The following is a 17,794-nucleotide window of genomic DNA, read 5'->3' on the forward strand; positions in this document are numbered from 1 at the left end:
AATCAAACCCTTGCACGGAAATGCAAAAACCTTCGAAGGACAGGGGATGTACACATCTCGCGGGTTCAGGGAGTGGGAGATCGGGGACATCGACGTCATCCGGCGGGGGAAGCTCTTCCACCTCTTCCACCTGGTGCTGCCCAACCACGACTACATCGCCCACGCGGTGAGCCCGGACGGCATGAACTGGTCGCGCACCCGCAACGCCATCTTCACGGGGGAGCCGGGAACCTGGGACGACGACATGCTCTGGACCATGCACGTGAGCCACAACCCGGAACGCAAGCTCTACGAGATGTTCTACACGGGCCTGCACCGGGCGGAGAACGGCTACTTCCAGCGCATCGGGCGGGCCGTTTCCCGGGACCTGGTGGCCTGGCGCAAGGAGAACGAGAAGAACCTTCCGCTCCTTCCCACGGGCAGCCACTACGAGGGGCCGGGCTACTCGGAACGGGGCTGGGTGTCCTTCCGGGACCCCTACCTCTGGCGGAGCGCCGGGCAGGAGTGGCTCCTCCTTTGCGCCCGGGTGATCGGTGGACCGGTCAGCCGGCGAGGCTGCGTGGGTCTGGTTCGGCGGGCGGAGGAGGGCTACCTCATCGAGCCGCCCCTCTTCTTCCCCCGGATGTACGACGACATCGAGTGCCCCTGCCTGGTGGAGCTGGAGGGGACGTACTACCTCATCGGTTCCATCCGGGAGGATGTGGAGGTGCACTACTGGTGGTGCGACACCTTCCAGGGGGAGTACCGGGCCTTCAACAACAACGTCCTGCTCCCCAAGGGCAACTATGCGGCCCGGGCCATGCGGGACGGCGACCGCACCCTCATCTACTCGTTCTACATCGACGGGATCAACGTGGAGAGCGGGGCCCGGAGCCTGCCCCCGCCCAAGGAGCTGCGCCGGCGCGGGGACGGCAGGCTGGAGCTCGTGAGCTATCACCGCTGGGCGGACAAGGTCCGGGGGATGGCCCCCTTCCTGCGGGACGCCTTCAAGCCCTGCCTGGAGAACCCCACCGCCAGCTGCGATGTGGACGGCGAGCGCATCCGCTTCGCCTGCCGCAGCGGGTTCGAGCTCTTCACCGTGCCGGCCGCGGAGGGGTCCTGGATCTGGGAGCTGGAGTGGCAGACCCTTCGCCAGGGCGACTGCGGCCTGGTCTTCGGGCTGGACGACCTGCTCAACGGCTACTTCATCTCCCTGGACACGGAGCGGGGCAAGGCCCAGATCCGCGCCTGGGGCAACCGGCTGGAGCGGGTGTTCCAGAACTACATCTACGAGAGCCTGCAGGTGGGGGAGTTCACGCCCATCGCCGACCGGCGCTACTCCCTCCGGCTCATCCGGTGGGCGGGCTACATCGAGCTCTCGGTCAACGGGGTGGTGCGCCTGTCCCTGGTGGACACCCGGTTCTCGGGGCGCAGCCTGGGCATCTACCTGGAGAGCGCCGAGGTCAGCCTATCCATGCCAGCCCTTCGGATTCTCGAACCTCCAGGGCGGGACCTGAACTGAAGACGAAGGGGAGGGGGAACCGGAGGCTGTAGTGGCGGATCCCCTCGAGGATCCCCGCGGCGCAGGGCTGGTTGGCGAAGTACACCCGGGCCCGCCCGCGCAGCTCGCCCAGTTCGGGGCTGTGGTTGCCCACCACGATGCCCAGCATGTCGCCCAGGAGCATGTCCCGGTCGTTGCCGGAATCCCCGGCCACCAGGAAGCGGTCCGGGGGGATGCCCCACTTGAAGGCGAGGTAGCGCACCGCGTGGCCCTTGGAGGCGCAGCGGGGCAGCACGTCCAGGTTCCGGGACTCGGAGTACACGAGGTTGGCCTGGAGGCCGGCGCGGTGGAGGTTGGCCACCAGGGTCTCCAGGGGCGGCATGCGGCTGGGCTTGACGTTGTAGCTGAGCTTGTAGGGCCCCTGCTTGCGGTGGTTCTGGAGCCGGAGCCCCGGCACGTCCTTGAGCGCGGACGCCAGGTCCTCCCGCCTCCAGCCCTGGCGGATGTGGTTCTCCCAGGCCTGGTCGTGGGCGCGGTTGAAGCCGTAGCGGATCTCGGTGCCGATGCCGCTGATGATCACGTCGGGCTCGGGCACGCCCCAGGTCTTGAGGGCCCACAGGGCGTTGTCCAGCTTGCGGCCCGTGGCCACCCCGAAGGCCAGGGCGCCGCGCTGCTCCCGGATCCAGGCCAGGAGCTGGTCCAGGGACTCCCGGTCGCCCAGCAGGGTGCCGTCCAGGTCGCAGATGAGCGCGGCCCTCGCGTGGAGGAAGGGGGAGGTGCCCGGGGCCGGGTCCAGGTCGGCCCGCTCCCTACGGGCCTGCTTCCGGCCGCGCTTGAGGAGCCGCTGGAGCACCTTCAGGTACTTCCCGACGTGGGCGTCCCAGCTGTAGGTGTCGCGCACCCGCCGCAGGCCGTTGCGGGCCCATGCCGCCCACCGCGACGGATCCTCCAGGGCGTCCCGGATGGCCGCGGAAAGCGCCGCGGGCTCGCGGGATTCCACCACGGTGCCGTTGCGGCAGTTGGCCACGATGTCCCGGGGGCCGCCGCAGTCGGTGGTCACCACGGGAAGCCCCGTGGCGGCGGCCTCGATGAGGGTGAGCCCGAAGCTCTCCTGGACCGAGGGGTTCACGTAGACGCCCCGGCGCTGCACCGCCAGCCGGTAGAAGCCGGGGACGTCCTCCGCGCGGTGGGTGCGGGGGAAGGCCACGGACCCGAAGAGGTCGAAGCGGTCCAGGGCGAGCAGCAGCTCCTCCCAGGTGCGGCGGCCCTCCTCGTCCATGTCCCGGATGTCCTCGTGGTGGCCGGCCACCAGGAGCAGGTTGGCCTGGGCCCGCAGGCGCGCGTCGAGACCGTAGGCCTCCACCAGGCCCAGGATGTTCTTGGAGGGCACGGGGCGGCCGATGCACAGCACCAGGGGCTTGCGGGGGCGCGCCAGGAAGCGGTCCACGAGGGCCGCCATGGCGGGTTCGGGGTGCCGGGAGGCCGGCGGCGTGAAGCGCCCCAGGTCCGTGCCCGGAGGGATCACCACGGCCCTGCGCGGGTCGAAGTGGGGGTAGAGGCCGTACTGCTCGGCCACCTCCTGCCGGGTGCTGGCCACCACCCGCGCGGCGTGGCGCAGCACCTCGTCCTCGGCCCGGATGCGGCGCTCGAAATGGAACGTCCGCTCGAGAGCGGCCTCCTTGCCTCCGGCCTGCAGGAGGCGGTCCCGCTTGCACCGGCCCAGGGAATGCCCGGTGTGCAGGAAGGGGATGCCCAGAAGCGCGGAAAGGCGCTGGGCCACCAGGCCCGCGTCCCCGTAGTGGCTGTGGAGCACGTCCGGCAGGCGGGGGAGCTCACGGGCGTACACGAGGAAGCGGTCGACCAGCTGGTCGAGGTGGTCCCAGAGCAGCTCCTTGCGCACGTAGCGCCGCGGGCCGAAGGGCAGCCGGATGATCCGGGCGTGGGGCCCCAGGGCCTCCTCCGGCTGGGCATAGTCCGCGGGCAGCGCGGGGTCCTGCACCAGGCGCGTGAGCAGGTCCACCTGGGCCACGTCCGGCTGGCGGCCCAGGGCCTTGGCCAACTCCAGCACGTAGAGCACCTGCCCGCCCGTATCCGGGTCCCGGCCCAGTTCCGGCGCGGTGCCCCGGATCAGTCCGTGGACGCTGATCATCAGGATGTAGATGCCGCTTTCCCTCACTTGGTTCTCCGGAACAGGACGTTCCGTTGAGATGCCGGCCGGGGGCCGCAGGTTCCAGGTACGCGAAAAGGCCCCGGAATCCGGGGCCTTTTCGCGTATGAGGCGCTGCTACTTGACGCGTTCCATGAAGGAGCGGTCCACGGTGTTCACGCGGATCTTCTCGCCCGCTTCCATGTAGGGGGGGACGTTCACGATGACGCCGTTCTCCATTTTCGCGGGCTTGTAGGAGCCGGTGGCGTTGGCGTTCTTCATGACGGGCTCGGTCTCGACGATCTCGAGCACGACGCTGGGAGGAAGGGTGATGCTCAGCGCCTTCTCTTCGTAGAACTCCACTTCCACGACCATGTTGGGCTGGAGGAAGACGGCGTCGTCGCCCATGAACTCCTTGGGGATCTCCAGCTGCTCGTAGGTCTCGCCGTTCATGAGCACGATGTTGTCGCCGTCCTCGTAGAGGAACTCCATCATGTGCTGCTCGAGGCTCGCCTTGTCCACCTTCTCGGCGGAACCGAAGCGGTTCTCGCGGTTGAGGCCGTCCTTGAGACGCTTCATCTTGGTGGCGATGCGGGCCGGGAGGTTGCCGGGGGTCTGGTGCTCGACGAAGGTCACCCGGCAGAGTTCGTTCTCGAAATTGACGATCATCCCGACGCGGAGCTGGACGGCGTTGATGAAGGGCATGGAATCACCTCGTGGAGTCCCGGTTGCTGATTTTGTGACTTCCAATCAGATGGCCCCCGGTTTCACCCAGGGGCCATTTGTCGGTGGTGGGCATATCAGGATTCGAACCTGAGACTTCTACCGTGTGAAGGTAGCACTCTACCGCTGAGTTATACGCCCGCGGTCCATCAGAGTAGCACCTCGGAGGGATTTGTCCAGATCAGAATCGCCTGCGCACCTCCACCCGGATGGCCTGGGGGTCGGCGGCCTTCAGATGCCGGTCCGCCACCGCCTCCCCGTCCGGGAAGCGGGAGGCGTAGTGGTACTGGTAGTTGTATTTCTTCCAATTGAAGGCATTGATTACCTCCACCCCGAAGGACCAGCGGTCCAGGTCGACCTGGGCCTTCAGCTCCAGGGCGTCCTGGCGCCCGGCGGTGACCGCCCCGTCCCCGGTGAGGGGCCGGACCCCCGTGCGCCGGACCCTGGCCTCCAGGCCCAGGCCCCGGTCCGACCAGCCCACGCCCAGGTACCCGGTGAGCGGGACCGAGCCCGGCACGTGGTCCAGGCCGTGGGCGGGCTCCTTGAAGGCGGCCCGGTTCCAGCCCCAGGCCAGCTCCGCGCGCCAGGGGCCGGTGCGGACCTCGTTGTAGAGCTCGACGCCCTCGTGGCGGGCCGGGCCCCGGGCCGTGAAGGCGTTTTTCCCGGGATCGAAGAGGACCTCCGCCTCCAGGTCCAGGCGCCAGACCGTCAGGCTCGCCACCCAGGGGGCCAGGGGCCGGGTCTGGGCGCTCACCTCGGCGCTGGTGGTGCGGACCATGGGACGGGTGTCGCGGAAGGCGTCGCCGATGCGAAACCCCCGGCCGGCGCTGGCCGAGAAGACCGTGCCCTCCGCGGGCGAAAACGAGAGGCCGGCCCGGGGGCTCCCCAGGACCTGGCCGCGGTCCTGGGGCGACCAGGGTCCGGCCAGGGCGCTGACGCGGTTCCTGTGGGCGTCCAGGCGCATGCCCAGGAAGGCCTCCCACCCGCGGCCCAGGCGCAGGGCGCTCTGGCCGTGCAGGGTGCCGTGGTAGAGCCCCCCCCGCGCGGCCAGCCTGGGCGCGGGCGACGCCCCCAGGCGCTCCCGGTCCGCGGTGGGGGTCACTTCCGCGGTCACGCGGTCCGCGCGGGCCTGGAGGCCCAGGGTGTGCGTCCAGGCGCCCCGGTCCCAGGTCCGCTCGGAATCCATCCCCACGAAGGCCCTGCGGTCGACCTGCTCGGTCTGGTCCCCGTTCACGGGGTCCCGGAGGAAGAAGGTCCAGTTGTTCCAGATCCGCTGGTGATGGGCGCCGGCGTAGACGCGGACCCGGCCCGTCCGGCCCGGGCCCTCCCGGGCGGCAAGGCGCCAGCCCAGGAGCACGCGCTGGTTCCGGGTGCCGTCCCCCGCCCTGGCGTCGTCGGGAGTGCCGTCCCCGGTCCAGGGGCGCACGGGACTGGCGCCGCCGGCGTCGGTCCTGTCGTCCGAGCCCAGGAGGGTGAGGCTCCACCGGCCCCGGGGTCCTTCGCCGTCCTTGCGGAAGGCGGCGTTGAGGCGCGCCGACCCCGTGAGGTCGTCCCAGGGCCGCTCGTTGCGGGTGAGGTCCAGGGCGTACGTGACGCTGGACGGGAGGGTCTCGGTCCACAGGAAGCGCGCGAAGCGGTCCGTGCGGGCCCCGCCGTGCGTGAACGAGAGGAAGGGCTCGCGCAGCGCGGGGACCAGCTCCATCGAGGCCCGCCCCGCCACGGCGGTCTGGGCCGAGCGGTAGGGGCCCTTGGCGTACTGGAAGCCCTCCACCACCTCGGGGATCACCAGGGCCTGGTCCAGGAAGCCGGGGCCGTGCACGTGGGAGGGCGTGTTGAGGGGGATGCCCCCCAGCTCCACCTCGAAATCGGTGCCGAATTCCAGCTCGAAGCCCCGGGCGAAGAACTGCGAGGACTCGGCGCCCGCCTGGGGAGGGCGGCGTCCCTCCGCCCCCTGGAGGCCGTGGCCCAGAAATGTCACATACAACATGCCTTCCAACAGCCGGTGCCTGGCCATTCCTCCCTCCGTTCGAAAAGCCGGCAGTTGGGCAACTAATCAAGCCCAACGAAGGTGCCGGGTTTCCCCTGTGTGCGAGGAAAGGGGTCCTGGTTCAATGATTAATATATGCAAGCCTCCGCCGGAGCCGGAGGCTTGCGGTTCCGGGTATCGTGGGTTTCGAGGTGCACCGTGATTCTTCCTTTCCAAGGCATGGCTCCGCGCATCGGCGAACGGGTCCTGGTGGCCCCCAGCGCCACGGTCCTGGGGGACGTCGCCCTGGGCGACGACACGTCGGTGTGGTTCAACTGCGTCCTGCGGGGGGACGTGAACGCCATCGCCATCGGCCGCCGCGTGAACATCCAGGACTTCTGCTGCCTCCACGTCACCAACGGCAGGTGGTCGCTCACCCTGGAGGACGAGGTGAGCGTCGCCCACAACGTCATGCTCCACGGCTGCACCGTGCGCCGGGGCGCCCTGGTGGGCATGAGCACGACGATCATGGACGGCGCGGAGGTGGGCGAGGGCTGCCTGGTGGCGGCCGGATCGCTCCTCAAGGAGGGCTTCAAGGCGCCGCCGGGAACCCTGGTGGCGGGGTGGCCCGCCACGGTCAAGGGGCCCCTCTCGCCCGCGCAGCGCGAGCTGGTGGCCGGGATCTGGCCGCGCTACGTGCGCTACAAGGAGGCCTACTTCAAGGACGGCTGGCCCGTGGCGGTCTCCCCCGCAGCGGCCTTTCCGGAACCCGGGTTCCGGGAGGGGCATCTTTTCCCCTAGGGGGAGAAGGCCGATTTACGGCTAGACTTTCTTCCATTGAAACCCCAGAGCCCCATGAGCCCCCTCCTCGTCCTCCGCGTCCACACCGATCTCCGCCTTGGCTTCGGGCACCTCGCCCGGGCCCTGGTGCTCCAGGAACACTGGCGCAGCCTGGGCGGCGCCGCCTGCATCGCCGTCTCCGGCGACGCCCGGGCCCGCATGGCGGGCCAGGGCCAGCACCCCTTCGACGGCCGGCCCCTGCCCTGCCGCGTCGTGGACCTGGGGGAGGACCTCCACGCGGGCCTGCCCGAGGCCCTCAAGGCCGAGGCGGACGTGGTGCTGGTGGACCTGTGGGACGCCACCCAGGCCGACGTGGCCGGCGCGCGGCCCCTGAAGGTCGCGCTCCTGGAGGACGAGGGCGACGCCCACGAGGTGGCGGACCTGCTCTTCCAGCCCTACCTGGAGGGCGTGAGCTGGCCGGCGTCCCCCCTGAAGGTCGTCAACGGCCGCAAGGTGCGCCCCCTGGAAACGACCCGCGGCGCCTGCCGCATCCTCCGGGGTTCCCACTACATCGTGGTGGATCCCCAGGCGCTGGCGCTGCGGCCCCGGCGCGAACCGCTCCAGCCCCTGGCGGTGCACAAGCTCCTCGTGACCTTCGGCGGCACCGACGGCCCCGGGCTCGCGGCCCGCGCCCTCGAAGTGCTGCGGAGCCTGGCGGCCTCGGGGCGCTGGACCGGCGCCTGCACCCTGCTGGCCCCCCAGGGCCTGGAAGCCCCGCCCTTCCCGGGCTGCCGCATCCTCAAGAGCCTGCCCTCCCTCACCCGGCACCTCCAGGAGTTCGACGCCCTGTGGTGCGCCGGCGGCCTCACCCTCGCCGAGGCCCTGTGCATGGGCGTGCCCGCGGCCACCTGGGGCCAGAACGACCGGCAGCAGGTCATGCTCTCGGACATCGCGCGGGTCGGCGGCTGCCTCGACCTGGGCCTGGGCACCGACGCCGACCCCGAGGCCACCCGGGACGCCCTGGAGCAGTGGCTGGGTCCCGAGGGCCAGGAGACGCGCCAGGAGCAGGTGCGCGACGGCATGGCCCTGATCGACGGCATGGGCGCCAGCCGCCTGGCCCAGGAGCTCTGGAGCCTCGCTTCATCTTCAAAAGAGTCCTTGACCCCTTAGGGGATCAACGATAAAGTTGTTGTTCTGCGCATCACTAGATGGGCAGCTTGACGATGGATTTCACATCGAATTCGTAGGTTTTCGGAGTTCGGCCATGAGCACCTATTTCCCCAAGGGTCAAGACCTAGTCAATCGCAAGTGGTTCGTCGTCGACGCCACCGGGCTGCCCGTGGGCCGCCTGAGCACCGTCGTCGCGGACGTCCTCTCGGGCAAGAGCAAGCCGACCTGGACCCCCTTCATCGACACGGGCGACCATGTGGTGGTGATCAACGCCGCCAAGGCCGTCTTCACCGGCAAGAAGGCCACCCAGAAGTTCTACCGCCGCACGAGCACCCAGCCCGGCAGCATGGTCGAGGTCCGGGCCGACGTCATGAAGATCACCTTCCCCGGCCGCATCATCGAGAGCGCCGTGAAGGGCATGCTTCCCAAGGGCCCCCTGGGCCGCGCGATGTATCGCAAGCTCAAGGTCTACGACGGCGCCGAGCACCAGCAGCAGTCGCAGCAGCCCGAAACCCTGGCTATCAAGCTCTAATCTACCGAGGCACACATGGCGATTTCCCAGAACTACGGAACCGGCCGGCGCAAGTCCTGCACCGCTCGCGTCTTCATGCGCCCCGGCACCGGCAAGGTCACCGTGAACGGCCGCACCGAGGAGAACTACTTCCCCAACGCCGTGCTCCGCATGGTGGTGCACCAGCCGCTCGTGCTGGCCGAGATGGACGGCAAGTTCGACCTGATCGTCTCCGTCTCCGGCGGCGGCCCCGCCGGCCAGGCTTCGGCCATCCGCATGGGCCTCTCCCGCGCCCTGCTCGGCTACAACGACCAGCTCAAGGGCATGCTCCGGCAGGCCGGCCTGCTGACCCGCGATCCTCGCATGAAGGAGCGCAAGAAGCCCGGTCAGATGGGCGCCCGCCGCCGCTTCCAGTTCTCGAAGCGCTAGTCTTTGGCAATGCGTATCAAGGACGGGGAGATTCGATCTCCCCGTTCGTGTGTCTGACGGATTCCTCTCCGGAGGAATCGATTCGGGCGGAGATTTCCCCTTCGCCCTCCATCCCCCGCGGCATCCGCCGCTCTCCCAGGGAGGCCTTCCATGGCTGCCATTCAAATGAAGGAACTGCTTGAAGCCGGTGTGCACTTCGGCCACCAGACCAAGCGCTGGAACCCCAAGATGAAGAAGTACATCTTCGGCGCCCGGAACAGCATCTACATCATCGACCTGCAGAAGACGCTCCGCCTCTGGAACACGGCCGCCAACTTCCTCACCAAGGCCGCCAGCGAAGGCAAGAACTTCCTCTTCGTCGCCACCAAGCCCCAGGCCCAGGAGCTCATCGCCGAGCAGGCCCAGCGCTGCGGCGCCTACTACGTGAACAACCGCTGGCTGGGCGGCATGCTCACCAACTTCGCGACCATCAAGAAGTCCCTGGACAAGCTCAAGGAGATCGAGGCCACCCTCAACGATCCCGCGCGCACGGCCATGCTGACCAAGAAGGAGATCCTGACCCTGACCCGCTCCAAGGAGAAGCTCGAAGCCTCCTTCGCCGGAATCCGGGACATGCGTTCGGTTCCCGACGTCATCTTCGTCATCGATCCGCACCGCGAGGACATCGCCATCACCGAGGCCGCCAAGCTGGGCCTGAAGATCGTCGGCCTGGTCGACACCAACTGCGACCCCGACAAGATCAACTACGTCATCCCCGCCAACGACGACGCGATCCGCTCCATCCTCCTCTTCTCCGAGCGCGTGGCCGACTCCATCCTCGAAGGCCGCCAGTCCTTCCAGGACAAGGGCGACAACGACAACATGAAGGCCATGATGGCCGAGAAGATGAACGAAGGCGGCGAGGCCTAGGCTTGGCTTTGAAGCGGTCGGTTGCCGGCTTCGAGCCCGGCGGCTGACCGCTCAGTTCTTACCACCGAATTTTCACAGGAGTTCGCAATGGCATACACGGCCCTAGATGTGAAGGCCCTCCGGGACAAGACCGGCCTGGGCATGATGGACTGCAAGAAGGCCCTGGAAGAGAACGGCGGGGACATGGAAAAGGCCATGGACTACCTCCGCAAGAAGGGCCTGGCCTCCTCCGCCGCCAAGGCCGGCCGCATCGCCGCCGAGGGCATCGTCGAGTCCTACATCCACCCCGGCGGCCGCGTCGGCGTGCTCATCGAGCTGAACTGCGAGACCGATTTCGTGGCCCGCACCGAGAACTTCACCCGCCTCGTGCGCGAAGTGGCCATGCACATCGCGGCCCACGATCCCGCGCCCCAGTTCGTGACGAAGGAGGAGGTCACCCAGTCCTTCCTGGACAAGGAGAAGGAGATCGCCACCTCCCAGGCCCTGGCCACCGGCAAGCCCGCCGCCGTCGTCGAGAAGATCGTCGAAGGCAAGATGAACAAGATCTACGAGGAAGTCTGCCTCCTGGAGCAGAAGTTCATCATGAACGGCGACCTCACCGTCGCCCAGCACCTCTCCGCCAAGACCGCCGAGATCGGCGAGAAGCTCAGCATCCGCCGCTTCACGAAGTACGTGATGGGCGAAGGTCTCGAGAAGCGCAACGACGACTTCGCGGCGGAAGTCGCCGCCCAGGCCGCCGCCGCCAAGTAGGATTCCACCCTGTCCCATTGAGCGAGAAGGCGGCCCCTGTGCCGCCTTCTCCATTTACGGAGGTACTTATGAGCAAGACCGCGTGGCTGTTCCCGGGCCAGGGTTCCCAGGCCGTGGGCATGGGCGTTGCGCTGGCCGAGGCGGAACCCGCCGCCAGGGCCGTCCTCCAGGAGGCCGACAGCGCGCTCGGCTTCGACCTCTCCTCCCTCATGGCCCAGGGCCCCGAGGAGCAGCTCAAGCTCACCGAGCACACCCAGCCCGCCATCCTCACCCACAGCACCATGGTGGTCCGCGCCTACGGCGCGCGCCTGCCCAAGCCCGACTTCGTGGCCGGGCACTCCCTGGGCGAGTACAGCGCCCTGGTGGCCAACGGCTCGCTGCGCTTCGGCGACGCCGTGCGCACCGTGCGCGAGCGCGGCCGCGCCATGCAGGTGGCCGTGCCCGTGGGCGTGGGCGCCATGGCCGCCATCCTCGGCTCCACGGTGGCCGATGTGGAGGCCGCCTGCGCCGAGGCCCAGGCCCAGACCGGCCTGGTGGCCGTCCCCGCCAACTTCAACGGCCCCGGCCAGATCGTCATCGCCGGCCACGTCGAGGGCGTGGAGGCCGCCATGGAGATCCTCAAGGCCAAGGGCGTGCGCAAGATGATGAAGCTCCCCGTGAGCGCGCCCTTCCACAGCCCCCTCATGGAGCCCGCCAAGGTGCACATGCAGCAGCTCCTGGGCGCCACGGTCTTCGCCATGCCCAGCTGCCCCCTGGCCAACAACGTGGACGCCGCCCTGGTGACCGACCCCGCGGCCCTGCGGGACGGCCTGGTGCGCCAGATCCCGGGCGCCGTGCGCTGGGAGGCCCTCACCGCCCTGCTGCTCCAGGAGGGGGTCACCTCCTTCTTCGAGCTGGGCCCCGGCAAGGTGCTCAGCGGCCTCGTGAAGCGCCAGGCCAAGGAGGCCGGCATCGAGGTGACCGCCATCTCCATCGGCGCCCCCGAGGACCTGCAGGCCCTTGCCTAGCCTGGTCTACCTCCACGGCTTCGCCTCCGGTCCCCGCGGATCCAAGGGCGAGCACTGCCGGCTCTGGGCGGCGGCGCGGAACATCCCCTTCCTCGCCCCCGACCTGAACCTGCCGACCTTCGAGGCCCTCACCGTCTCCGCCCAGGTGGAGGCGGTGGAGGCCCTCCTGCGCACCCTGCCGCAACCCCCGGTGGTGGTGGGCAGCAGCCTGGGGGGCCTGGTCGCCGCCGCCGTGGCCCACCGCGGCGCGGCCCTGGCCGGGCTCATCCTCCTGGCCCCCGCCTTCGGCTTCGCCTCCCGCCGCCTGGAGGGGCCGCGGTGGGCCGGCTACCGGCGCCGCGGGAGCATCCCCATCTTCCACCACGCCCGCAACGCCTGGACCCGCCTGGGGCCCGAACTCCTGGCGGACCTGCCGGCGTGGGCGGACGACGGGAGGTGGCGGGTCGGGGCGCCCCTGGCGATCCTCCACGGGACCCGGGACGAATCGGTGCCGGTCCAGGTGAGCCGGGCATTCGCGGGCCGGCACGGCGGGGCCGATCTGCGGGAACTGGACGACGACCACGGCCTGCTGGGAACGGCCAGCCTGGAGGTGCTGGATGACCTCCTGGCCCGGATGTGCCAGGCCGCCCGCAGCGGGTCCGCATCGACAGGTCCCTGACGACACGGGCCGCGGCGCACGGTTCATCGGCCAGGTGAACCCTCCGGTTCAGGACCTCCCGGCCGGGAGGGCCTTCAGAACGGGCTCTCCGGCACCGCCTCCGAAAGCGTCGGCGCCAGCCGCGCCTGCCTCGCCAGCCGGGACCAGGCCGCCAGGACCAGGGCCGGGAGGCCGATCCAGAACAGTTCCGTCCACAGGCTGTGCAGGAAGTGCCACGTGTGCTCCCGCCCCAGGGGCAGGGGCGCGACCCTTCCGGGCTGCCACACGCAGGCCCAGCGGGTCTCGGAGAAGGGCATGAAGAGGGCCACGCCCACGCCGCCCGAGGTCAGGGCGTCCAGGAGCCCGTGGGACAGCGCGGCGATGGTCAGGCAGAGCCAGACGGCGCCACGGCGCTGGTCCCTTCGGTAGGCCAGGAGGAAGACGGCGGCGGCGATGAGCACGGCCGCGAAGAGGGAGTGGGCCGCCCCCCGGTGGTTGAGCACGTGGCCGCGGTGCATGTCCAGGAGGCTCACGAACCAGTCCAGGTCGGGCGCCATGGCGCAGCACGCGGCCAGGGCCCAGGTCCGCCGCGGGAGCTTGTCCCCGTGGAAGGCGGTGGTGATGGCGAGGCCGGCGGCGGCGTGGCCGAGAAGGGAGGGCATGGTGAACCTCGGGCGGGGTCCGGCAGCGCTCCGCCGGATCCACCATGCTAGGGAATCCCGGCGCCCGCCCTGCCACGGCGGTGTGACTTACTCGCCCTTCACGGCCTTCTTGACGCCATGGCCCACGTCCTTGGCCCCGTCCCGGAAGCCGTGGCCCACCTTTTTCGCGCCCTCGCCGACGGCCTTGCCGGCGGTCTTCGCGCCCCTGCCCACGGCCTTGCCGCCCTCCCTGGCTGCGTGGCCCACGGCCTTGGCGCCCTTCTTCACGGCGTGGCCGACCTCCTTGCCCGCCTCCTTCACGCCTTCCACGACCCCGGGCTTCTCCTCCTGGGCCCGCACTGCGCCGCCGGTCAGGATCAGGGCCGTCACGGTCAATCGCTTCAGCATGGCCGCCTCCGGCCTCCATTCTACCCCGGGCGCCCAGGGGCGCCGGATTGTAAGAAGCGCCCGGAATGGCATACTTACAGGTCCCCATGACGGCCACCCGATCCCTCCTGCCCCCGCGCCTCCGCCAAGCCGGCAAGGTCCTCACCAGCGGAATCCTCTTCACCCTCCTGGGCGTGGGAGGCTGCGTGTGCACCCTGCTCATCCGGCCCGTCCTGGCCGTGCTGCCGGGGGGCCGGGAAGCGCGCCGGCGGCGGGCGGCGCGCATCATCCGGCGCTTCTTCAGGCTCTTCGTCTTCGGGCTGGAGGCTTCGGGGATCCTGCAGGTGGAGACGGACGGGATGCCCCAGGGGCTCAAGGGCGCCCTCATCCTGGCGAACCACCCCTCGTACCTGGACATCGTGATCCTCATCGCCCTGCTGCCGGACACGGTGTGCGTGGTGAAGGAGGCGGTCTGGAACAACCTCTTCTTCGGTCCGCTGGTGCGGGCCGCGGGCTTCATCAACAACCAGGGGCCGGATGAGGTGCTGGAGCACTGCGGCCTCGCCCTCGCCTCGGGGCAGAACCTCGTGATCTTCCCGGAAGGGGGCCGCACCCGCCCGGGCCCGCCCCTGAGGTTCAAGCGGGGAGCGGCCCACCTGGCCCTGAGGACAGGCGCCCCCATCCTGCCGGTGCGCGTATCCGTGGACCCGCCCCTCCTGGCCAAGGGGGACCGCTGGTACATGGTCCCGGCGCCCACCTGCAGGTTCCGCTTCGCCTTCGGCGACTGGGTCCACGCCCCGGCGGCGGCGGAGGCGGACCACCCCCGGGAGGCCCGGATCCTCACGCGGATCCTGGAGAGCCGCTTCAACGAGGAGAGCCATGGCTCCCACGCCCTTTGAGCTGAAGGTCTTCATCATCGAGGCCCTGGACCTGGAGGACCTCCGTCCCGGGGACATCGGCGACGACCAGCCCCTGTTCAAGGGGGGCCTGGGGCTGGATTCCGTGGACGCCCTGGAGCTGGCCATGGCCCTGAAGCGCCGTTTCGGCGCCACGGTCGAGGAGGCCGGATCCCTCCAGGGACGCCTGGGCACCGTGCGGGCCCTGGCCGCATGGCTCGCCGAGGGGGGCGGAAAAACCGGGTGAAACCGGGCGGACGAGAGGTCTACACTTGTTTTATCCAAACCTGCCCCCGGGAGTGAACCATGAAGCCTGCGGTCGTACTCGCCACCATCGCCATCCTGCTGGGAGCGCCCGCGCTCGAGGCCGGCACCAAGCTCTCCCGGGCCGTGGTGGACGGCAATCTCCAGCTGGCCAAGAACCTCGTGGAGACCGGGGAGAAGGTCAACGACGTGGACAAGTGGGGCTGGACGCCCCTGGCCTGGGCGGCCTACTACGGGCACCCGGTCATCGTGAAGTGGCTCCTGGAACAGGGAGCGGATCCCAACATCCTGACCTTCAAGGAATACGGACGCTACAAGCCGGGCGTGTCGCCGCTGCTCCTGGCCGCCTACTACGGGTACGAGGAGATCGTGGCCGACCTGCTCAAGGCCAAGGCCGACCCCGACATCGCGGACGTCTCCGGCAGGAAGCCCGTGGACTACGCCCGGGATTTCGGGTTCACCAGGTGCGTGGAGCTGCTTTCCCGGTAGACCGGAACCGCCTGATCAGCACGTAGACCGGCAGCGCGAGGAGCAGCCCCAGCAGGGGCCCCACCACCAGGGACCCCAGCAGCCACTCCCAGAGCCTCTGGGGGAATTCGGCGACCAGGCCCTGGCGGTTCCAGGCGGTCCACCAGCGCCCGTGGAGGAGCAGGTGCCCCGCCTGCACGCAGAGGAAGGGCACGAAGGGGGCCACGCAGACGTTGGAGGCGCCCATGCCGGCCAGCTTGTTGAGGTGCAGGCGGTGGTGCACGAAGGCGATGACCACCAGGCCGAAGGGGATGATGGGCAGGCTGCCCAGGAAGACGCCCAGCCCCGCCGCGGTGGCCAGCGCCGCGGGGCTGTCGTGCTCGGTGGCAAGGGTCCGCAGGAAGGCCCGGGGCGACGCCAGGGCCCGCCGGGCCTCTCCGGCCAGGGGCGGCCCCTGGCGATGGAACAGGGCGCGCACGACCAGGAACGTGTGGAGCGCGGTGAGCCGCAGGTTGTCCCGGAAGGCCCGGAAGTGGGAGACGCGCTCGCGGCCGGGCTGGTAGAGGACCCGGATGGGGGCCTCCACGATGGCCAGGCCCGCCCAGGCCCCGCGCACCAGGACCTCCACCTCGAAGGCGTAGCGCCGGGAGCGGAACCGGCATCCGGTGAGGAACGCCACGGGGTAGACCCGGAAGCCGCTCTGGGTGTCGCGCAGGTCGCGCCCGCACTCCAGGCGGACCCAGAAGTTGGAGAAGGCGCGGCCGAAGCGGCTGGACCCGGGCACCTCCGGGCCGTCCATGGCGCGCACGCCGATGGCGATGGCGGGCCAGTGCGCCGCGGCGGCGGCGATGAGCGCCGGGGCGTCGGCGGGGTAGTGCTGTCCGTCGGCGTCGATGGAGAGCAGGGCCCCGAAGCCCTCGGCCGCGGCCGCCCGGGCCCCGGCCAGGAGCGCGGCGCCCTTGCCCTGGTTGGGCTCCAGGCGGAGGGTGCGCACGGGGAGGTCCGCCACCCGCTCCAGGGCGCCGTCGCGGCTGCCGTCGTCCACCACCAGCACGGGCAGCCCCTGGCCGAGCAGCCCCTCCACGACCCCGCGCAGGGTGGCGGCGTGGTCGTACACCGGCACCACCGCCAGGACGCGGGGCGCCTCAGTCATGGGAAGGGCCCGGCCAGCGCCCCTCCACTTCCAGGATCATGCCGCCCCGGCCGAAGAGCTTGAGGAGGTGCCCCTCGGCGCGCACGGTCTCGATGCCCGCCGCGCCCAGGAGCCGGACCACTTCCCGCCGGGAGCGGGACTTGAGCCAGATGCCCTGGCGCAGCGCGTTGCCCACCTGGGTCCAGAACCGCAGGAAGGACGTGCGCGCGGTGATGAAGTACACGGGGGCGCCGGGCTCGAGGTGGGGCGCCAGGCGCCGGAAGAAGGCCGGCAGGTCCTGGAAGTACTCGAAGACGAGGAAGGAGAAGACGGCGGCGTAGGGGCCCTCGAAGGCAAAGGACTCCGCGTCCCCCTCCAGGGCGCGGATGTTCGTGACGCCCGCGGCCGCGGCCTTGCGCTCCAGGTGGCGCAGCATGTTCCCGGAGAGGTCCACGGCGTGCACCTCCGCGCAGCGCCGGGCCAGCTCCAGGGTGAAGATGCCCGTGCCCGCGCCCAGTTCCAGCACGGTGCCCCGCCCCCGGAGGAGGTCGGGGAGGCGCCTGCGGAAGAGCTCGAGTTCCAGGTTCCGGCTCAGGGCCACGGCGGTGCCGAACTGCTCCTGGTCGTAGGTGCCGGCGAGGTCGTCGTAGAAGCTTTCGGCGGCGCCCTGGGTCTCCAGGCCGCGCTGCATCAGGGCCCGGCCCAGGAGCGCGGACGGGGGCACCACCTCCAGGCCCCGCTCGCCCAGTCCGCGCACCACGGCCTCCAGCTCCCCCAGCAGCTCGTCCACGGTGGCCCGGGTGGGCCTCACGTCGTGCAGGAGGATCAGGTCCCCGGGCCGGACCTTGTCCAGGATGCGCCGGGCCAGGCCCGGCACCCGGCGGTTGCCCTGGTCCAGGGCCCGGCAGCTGAAGTTCACGCAGAACATGCCGTGGTCCAGGAGCACCGGCCACAGCCGGGAGCTGGTGATCCCCACCGGCGGCCGGAAGGCCCGGGGCAGGATGCCGAAACCCTTGAAGATCTCCTGGGCCCGGGCCACCTCCTCGCGGAGGATCTTCTGGCCCCGGAGCATGAGCATCGGGAAGTGGTGCCAGCTGTGGCTGCCGACCTCATGGCCCCGGGCGAGGATGTCGCGCACGAGGTCCGGGTTCGCCTCGGCCTTGGCGGCCACCAGGAAGAAGGCCGCCTTCAGGCCGTGGCGGTCCAGGAGGTCCAGGACCGCGGGGGTCGCCGCGGGATCCGGCCCGTCGTCGAAGCTCAGCGCCACGCGGGGCGACCTGCGGCTGCCCCGGGACAGGATGGGCAGGAAGAAGCCGAAGCGCGGCAGGAAGGGGGCCACCCCGCAGAGGAGGACGAAGAGGGCCAAGGGCAAAGCGGCCAATCGAACGTCCACGAAAAGCAGGAGGAAAGCCAGCTGGAACGCGGTGAGGGCCGCCAGGTGGGCCACGGTCAGGGGGAAGCGCATGTGTGCTATATTACAGAATTACGAACAGGTACG

19 protein-coding genes and 1 tRNA gene are annotated in these 17,794 nt (G+C 70.1%); 12 read left to right on the top strand and 8 right to left on the bottom strand.

Annotated elements, in window-relative coordinates:
- Window positions 1-46: 46 nt before the first annotated feature.
- Entirely contained in the window at window positions 47-1,501 is a 1,455-nt protein-coding gene (locus tag RAH40_RS11130; RefSeq protein WP_306602193.1) for a hypothetical protein, read from the top strand.
- Here RAH40_RS11130 and RAH40_RS11135 read toward each other — a convergent pair.
- The 4 genes from RAH40_RS11135 to RAH40_RS11150 all read right to left on the bottom strand — a co-directional run bounded on the left by RAH40_RS11135 (window position 1,443) and on the right by RAH40_RS11150 (window position 6,327).
- A complete protein-coding gene (locus RAH40_RS11135; protein ID WP_306602194.1) occupies window positions 1,443-3,656 on the bottom strand; it encodes an HAD-IIB family hydrolase in 2,214 nt (737 codons plus the stop codon). The two genes, RAH40_RS11130 and RAH40_RS11135, sit on opposite strands and share 59 nt — an antisense overlap.
- A 108-nt stretch (window positions 3,657-3,764) precedes the next feature.
- Window positions 3,765-4,331 (bottom strand): elongation factor P, encoded by a 567-nt coding sequence (gene efp / locus RAH40_RS11140; protein WP_306602195.1) that lies wholly within the window; start codon window positions 4,329-4,331, stop codon window positions 3,765-3,767.
- A gap of 84 nt (window positions 4,332-4,415) precedes the next feature.
- Window positions 4,416-4,490: transfer RNA gene (locus RAH40_RS11145), tRNA-Val, on the bottom strand.
- A 40-nt stretch (window positions 4,491-4,530) separates the two neighbouring features.
- Window positions 4,531-6,327, bottom strand: a complete 1,797-nt coding sequence (locus RAH40_RS11150) for a TonB-dependent receptor domain-containing protein (protein ID WP_306602295.1) — start codon at window positions 6,325-6,327, stop codon at window positions 4,531-4,533.
- Window positions 6,328-6,555: 228 nt separating this feature from the next.
- Between RAH40_RS11150 and RAH40_RS11155 the strand changes: the two genes are divergently transcribed.
- The 8 genes from RAH40_RS11155 (at window position 6,556) to RAH40_RS11190 (ending at window position 12,529) form a co-directional block, all read left to right on the top strand.
- On the top strand, window positions 6,556-7,116 hold the full coding sequence (locus tag RAH40_RS11155) for a gamma carbonic anhydrase family protein (protein WP_306602197.1): 561 nt from the start codon (window positions 6,556-6,558) through the stop codon (window positions 7,114-7,116).
- Window positions 7,117-7,170: 54 nt separating this feature from the next.
- The gene (locus tag RAH40_RS11160) at window positions 7,171-8,265 is read left to right on the top strand and encodes a hypothetical protein (protein WP_306602198.1); all 1,095 of its coding nucleotides are present in this window, start codon (window positions 7,171-7,173) and stop codon (window positions 8,263-8,265) included.
- A 94-nt stretch (window positions 8,266-8,359) separates the two neighbouring features.
- The gene (gene rplM, locus RAH40_RS11165; protein WP_306602199.1) at window positions 8,360-8,797 is read left to right on the top strand and encodes a 50S ribosomal protein L13; all 438 of its coding nucleotides are present in this window, start codon (window positions 8,360-8,362) and stop codon (window positions 8,795-8,797) included.
- A 15-nt stretch (window positions 8,798-8,812) separates the two neighbouring features.
- Complete coding sequence (gene rpsI, locus RAH40_RS11170) at window positions 8,813-9,205, top strand: 30S ribosomal protein S9 (protein WP_306602200.1); 393 nt, start codon at window positions 8,813-8,815, stop codon at window positions 9,203-9,205.
- Between the two features lie 150 nt (window positions 9,206-9,355).
- The gene (rpsB, locus tag RAH40_RS11175; protein ID WP_306602201.1) at window positions 9,356-10,114 is read left to right on the top strand and encodes a 30S ribosomal protein S2; all 759 of its coding nucleotides are present in this window, start codon (window positions 9,356-9,358) and stop codon (window positions 10,112-10,114) included.
- A gap of 87 nt (window positions 10,115-10,201) precedes the next feature.
- Complete coding sequence (gene tsf / locus RAH40_RS11180; RefSeq protein WP_306602202.1) at window positions 10,202-10,864, top strand: translation elongation factor Ts; 663 nt, start codon at window positions 10,202-10,204, stop codon at window positions 10,862-10,864.
- Window positions 10,865-10,932: 68 nt separating this feature from the next.
- On the top strand, window positions 10,933-11,871 hold the full coding sequence (fabD, locus tag RAH40_RS11185; protein WP_306602203.1) for an ACP S-malonyltransferase: 939 nt from the start codon (window positions 10,933-10,935) through the stop codon (window positions 11,869-11,871).
- Window positions 11,864-12,529, top strand: a complete 666-nt coding sequence (locus RAH40_RS11190; RefSeq protein WP_306602204.1) for a YqiA/YcfP family alpha/beta fold hydrolase — start codon at window positions 11,864-11,866, stop codon at window positions 12,527-12,529. The genes fabD and RAH40_RS11190 overlap by 8 nt, the downstream gene beginning before the upstream one ends.
- A 74-nt stretch (window positions 12,530-12,603) precedes the next feature.
- Here RAH40_RS11190 and RAH40_RS11195 read toward each other — a convergent pair whose 3' ends face one another.
- Both RAH40_RS11195 and RAH40_RS11200 read right to left on the bottom strand, forming a co-directional pair.
- Window positions 12,604-13,170, bottom strand: a complete 567-nt coding sequence (locus tag RAH40_RS11195; RefSeq protein ID WP_306602205.1) for a metal-dependent hydrolase — start codon at window positions 13,168-13,170, stop codon at window positions 12,604-12,606.
- A gap of 87 nt (window positions 13,171-13,257) precedes the next feature.
- Window positions 13,258-13,557, bottom strand: coding sequence for a hypothetical protein (locus tag RAH40_RS11200; RefSeq protein ID WP_306602206.1), 300 nt, complete (start codon window positions 13,555-13,557; stop codon window positions 13,258-13,260).
- Window positions 13,558-13,622: 65 nt separating this feature from the next.
- Here RAH40_RS11200 and RAH40_RS11205 point away from each other — a divergent pair, with 65 nt between their 5' ends.
- Genes RAH40_RS11205 through RAH40_RS11215 form a run of 3 tightly spaced genes read left to right on the top strand, consistent with a single transcriptional unit; the run spans window position 13,623 to window position 15,185 of the window.
- Window positions 13,623-14,435, top strand: coding sequence for a 1-acyl-sn-glycerol-3-phosphate acyltransferase (locus RAH40_RS11205; protein ID WP_306602207.1), 813 nt, complete (start codon window positions 13,623-13,625; stop codon window positions 14,433-14,435).
- The gene (locus tag RAH40_RS11210; protein WP_306602208.1) at window positions 14,416-14,679 is read left to right on the top strand and encodes a phosphopantetheine-binding protein; all 264 of its coding nucleotides are present in this window, start codon (window positions 14,416-14,418) and stop codon (window positions 14,677-14,679) included. Before RAH40_RS11205 ends, RAH40_RS11210 begins: the two co-directional genes overlap by 20 nt.
- Window positions 14,680-14,738: 59 nt before the next feature.
- Window positions 14,739-15,185: an ankyrin repeat domain-containing protein gene (locus RAH40_RS11215; protein ID WP_306602209.1), complete on the top strand. Its 447-nt coding sequence runs from the start codon at window positions 14,739-14,741 to the stop codon at window positions 15,183-15,185.
- Here RAH40_RS11215 and RAH40_RS11220 read toward each other — a convergent pair.
- Together RAH40_RS11220 and RAH40_RS11225 are read right to left on the bottom strand one after the other, a co-directional pair.
- Entirely contained in the window at window positions 15,154-16,317 is a 1,164-nt protein-coding gene (locus RAH40_RS11220; RefSeq protein WP_306602210.1) for a DUF2062 domain-containing protein, read from the bottom strand. The two genes, RAH40_RS11215 and RAH40_RS11220, sit on opposite strands and share 32 nt — an antisense overlap.
- Window positions 16,310-17,761, bottom strand: coding sequence for a polysaccharide deacetylase family protein (locus RAH40_RS11225; protein WP_306602211.1), 1,452 nt, complete (start codon window positions 17,759-17,761; stop codon window positions 16,310-16,312). The genes RAH40_RS11220 and RAH40_RS11225 overlap by 8 nt, the downstream gene beginning before the upstream one ends.
- Window positions 17,762-17,794 lie beyond the last annotated feature (33 nt).

The sequence above is a fragment of the Geothrix sp. 21YS21S-2 genome, from assembly GCF_030846775.1.
Taxonomy (GTDB): domain Bacteria; phylum Acidobacteriota; class Holophagae; order Holophagales; family Holophagaceae; genus Mesoterricola.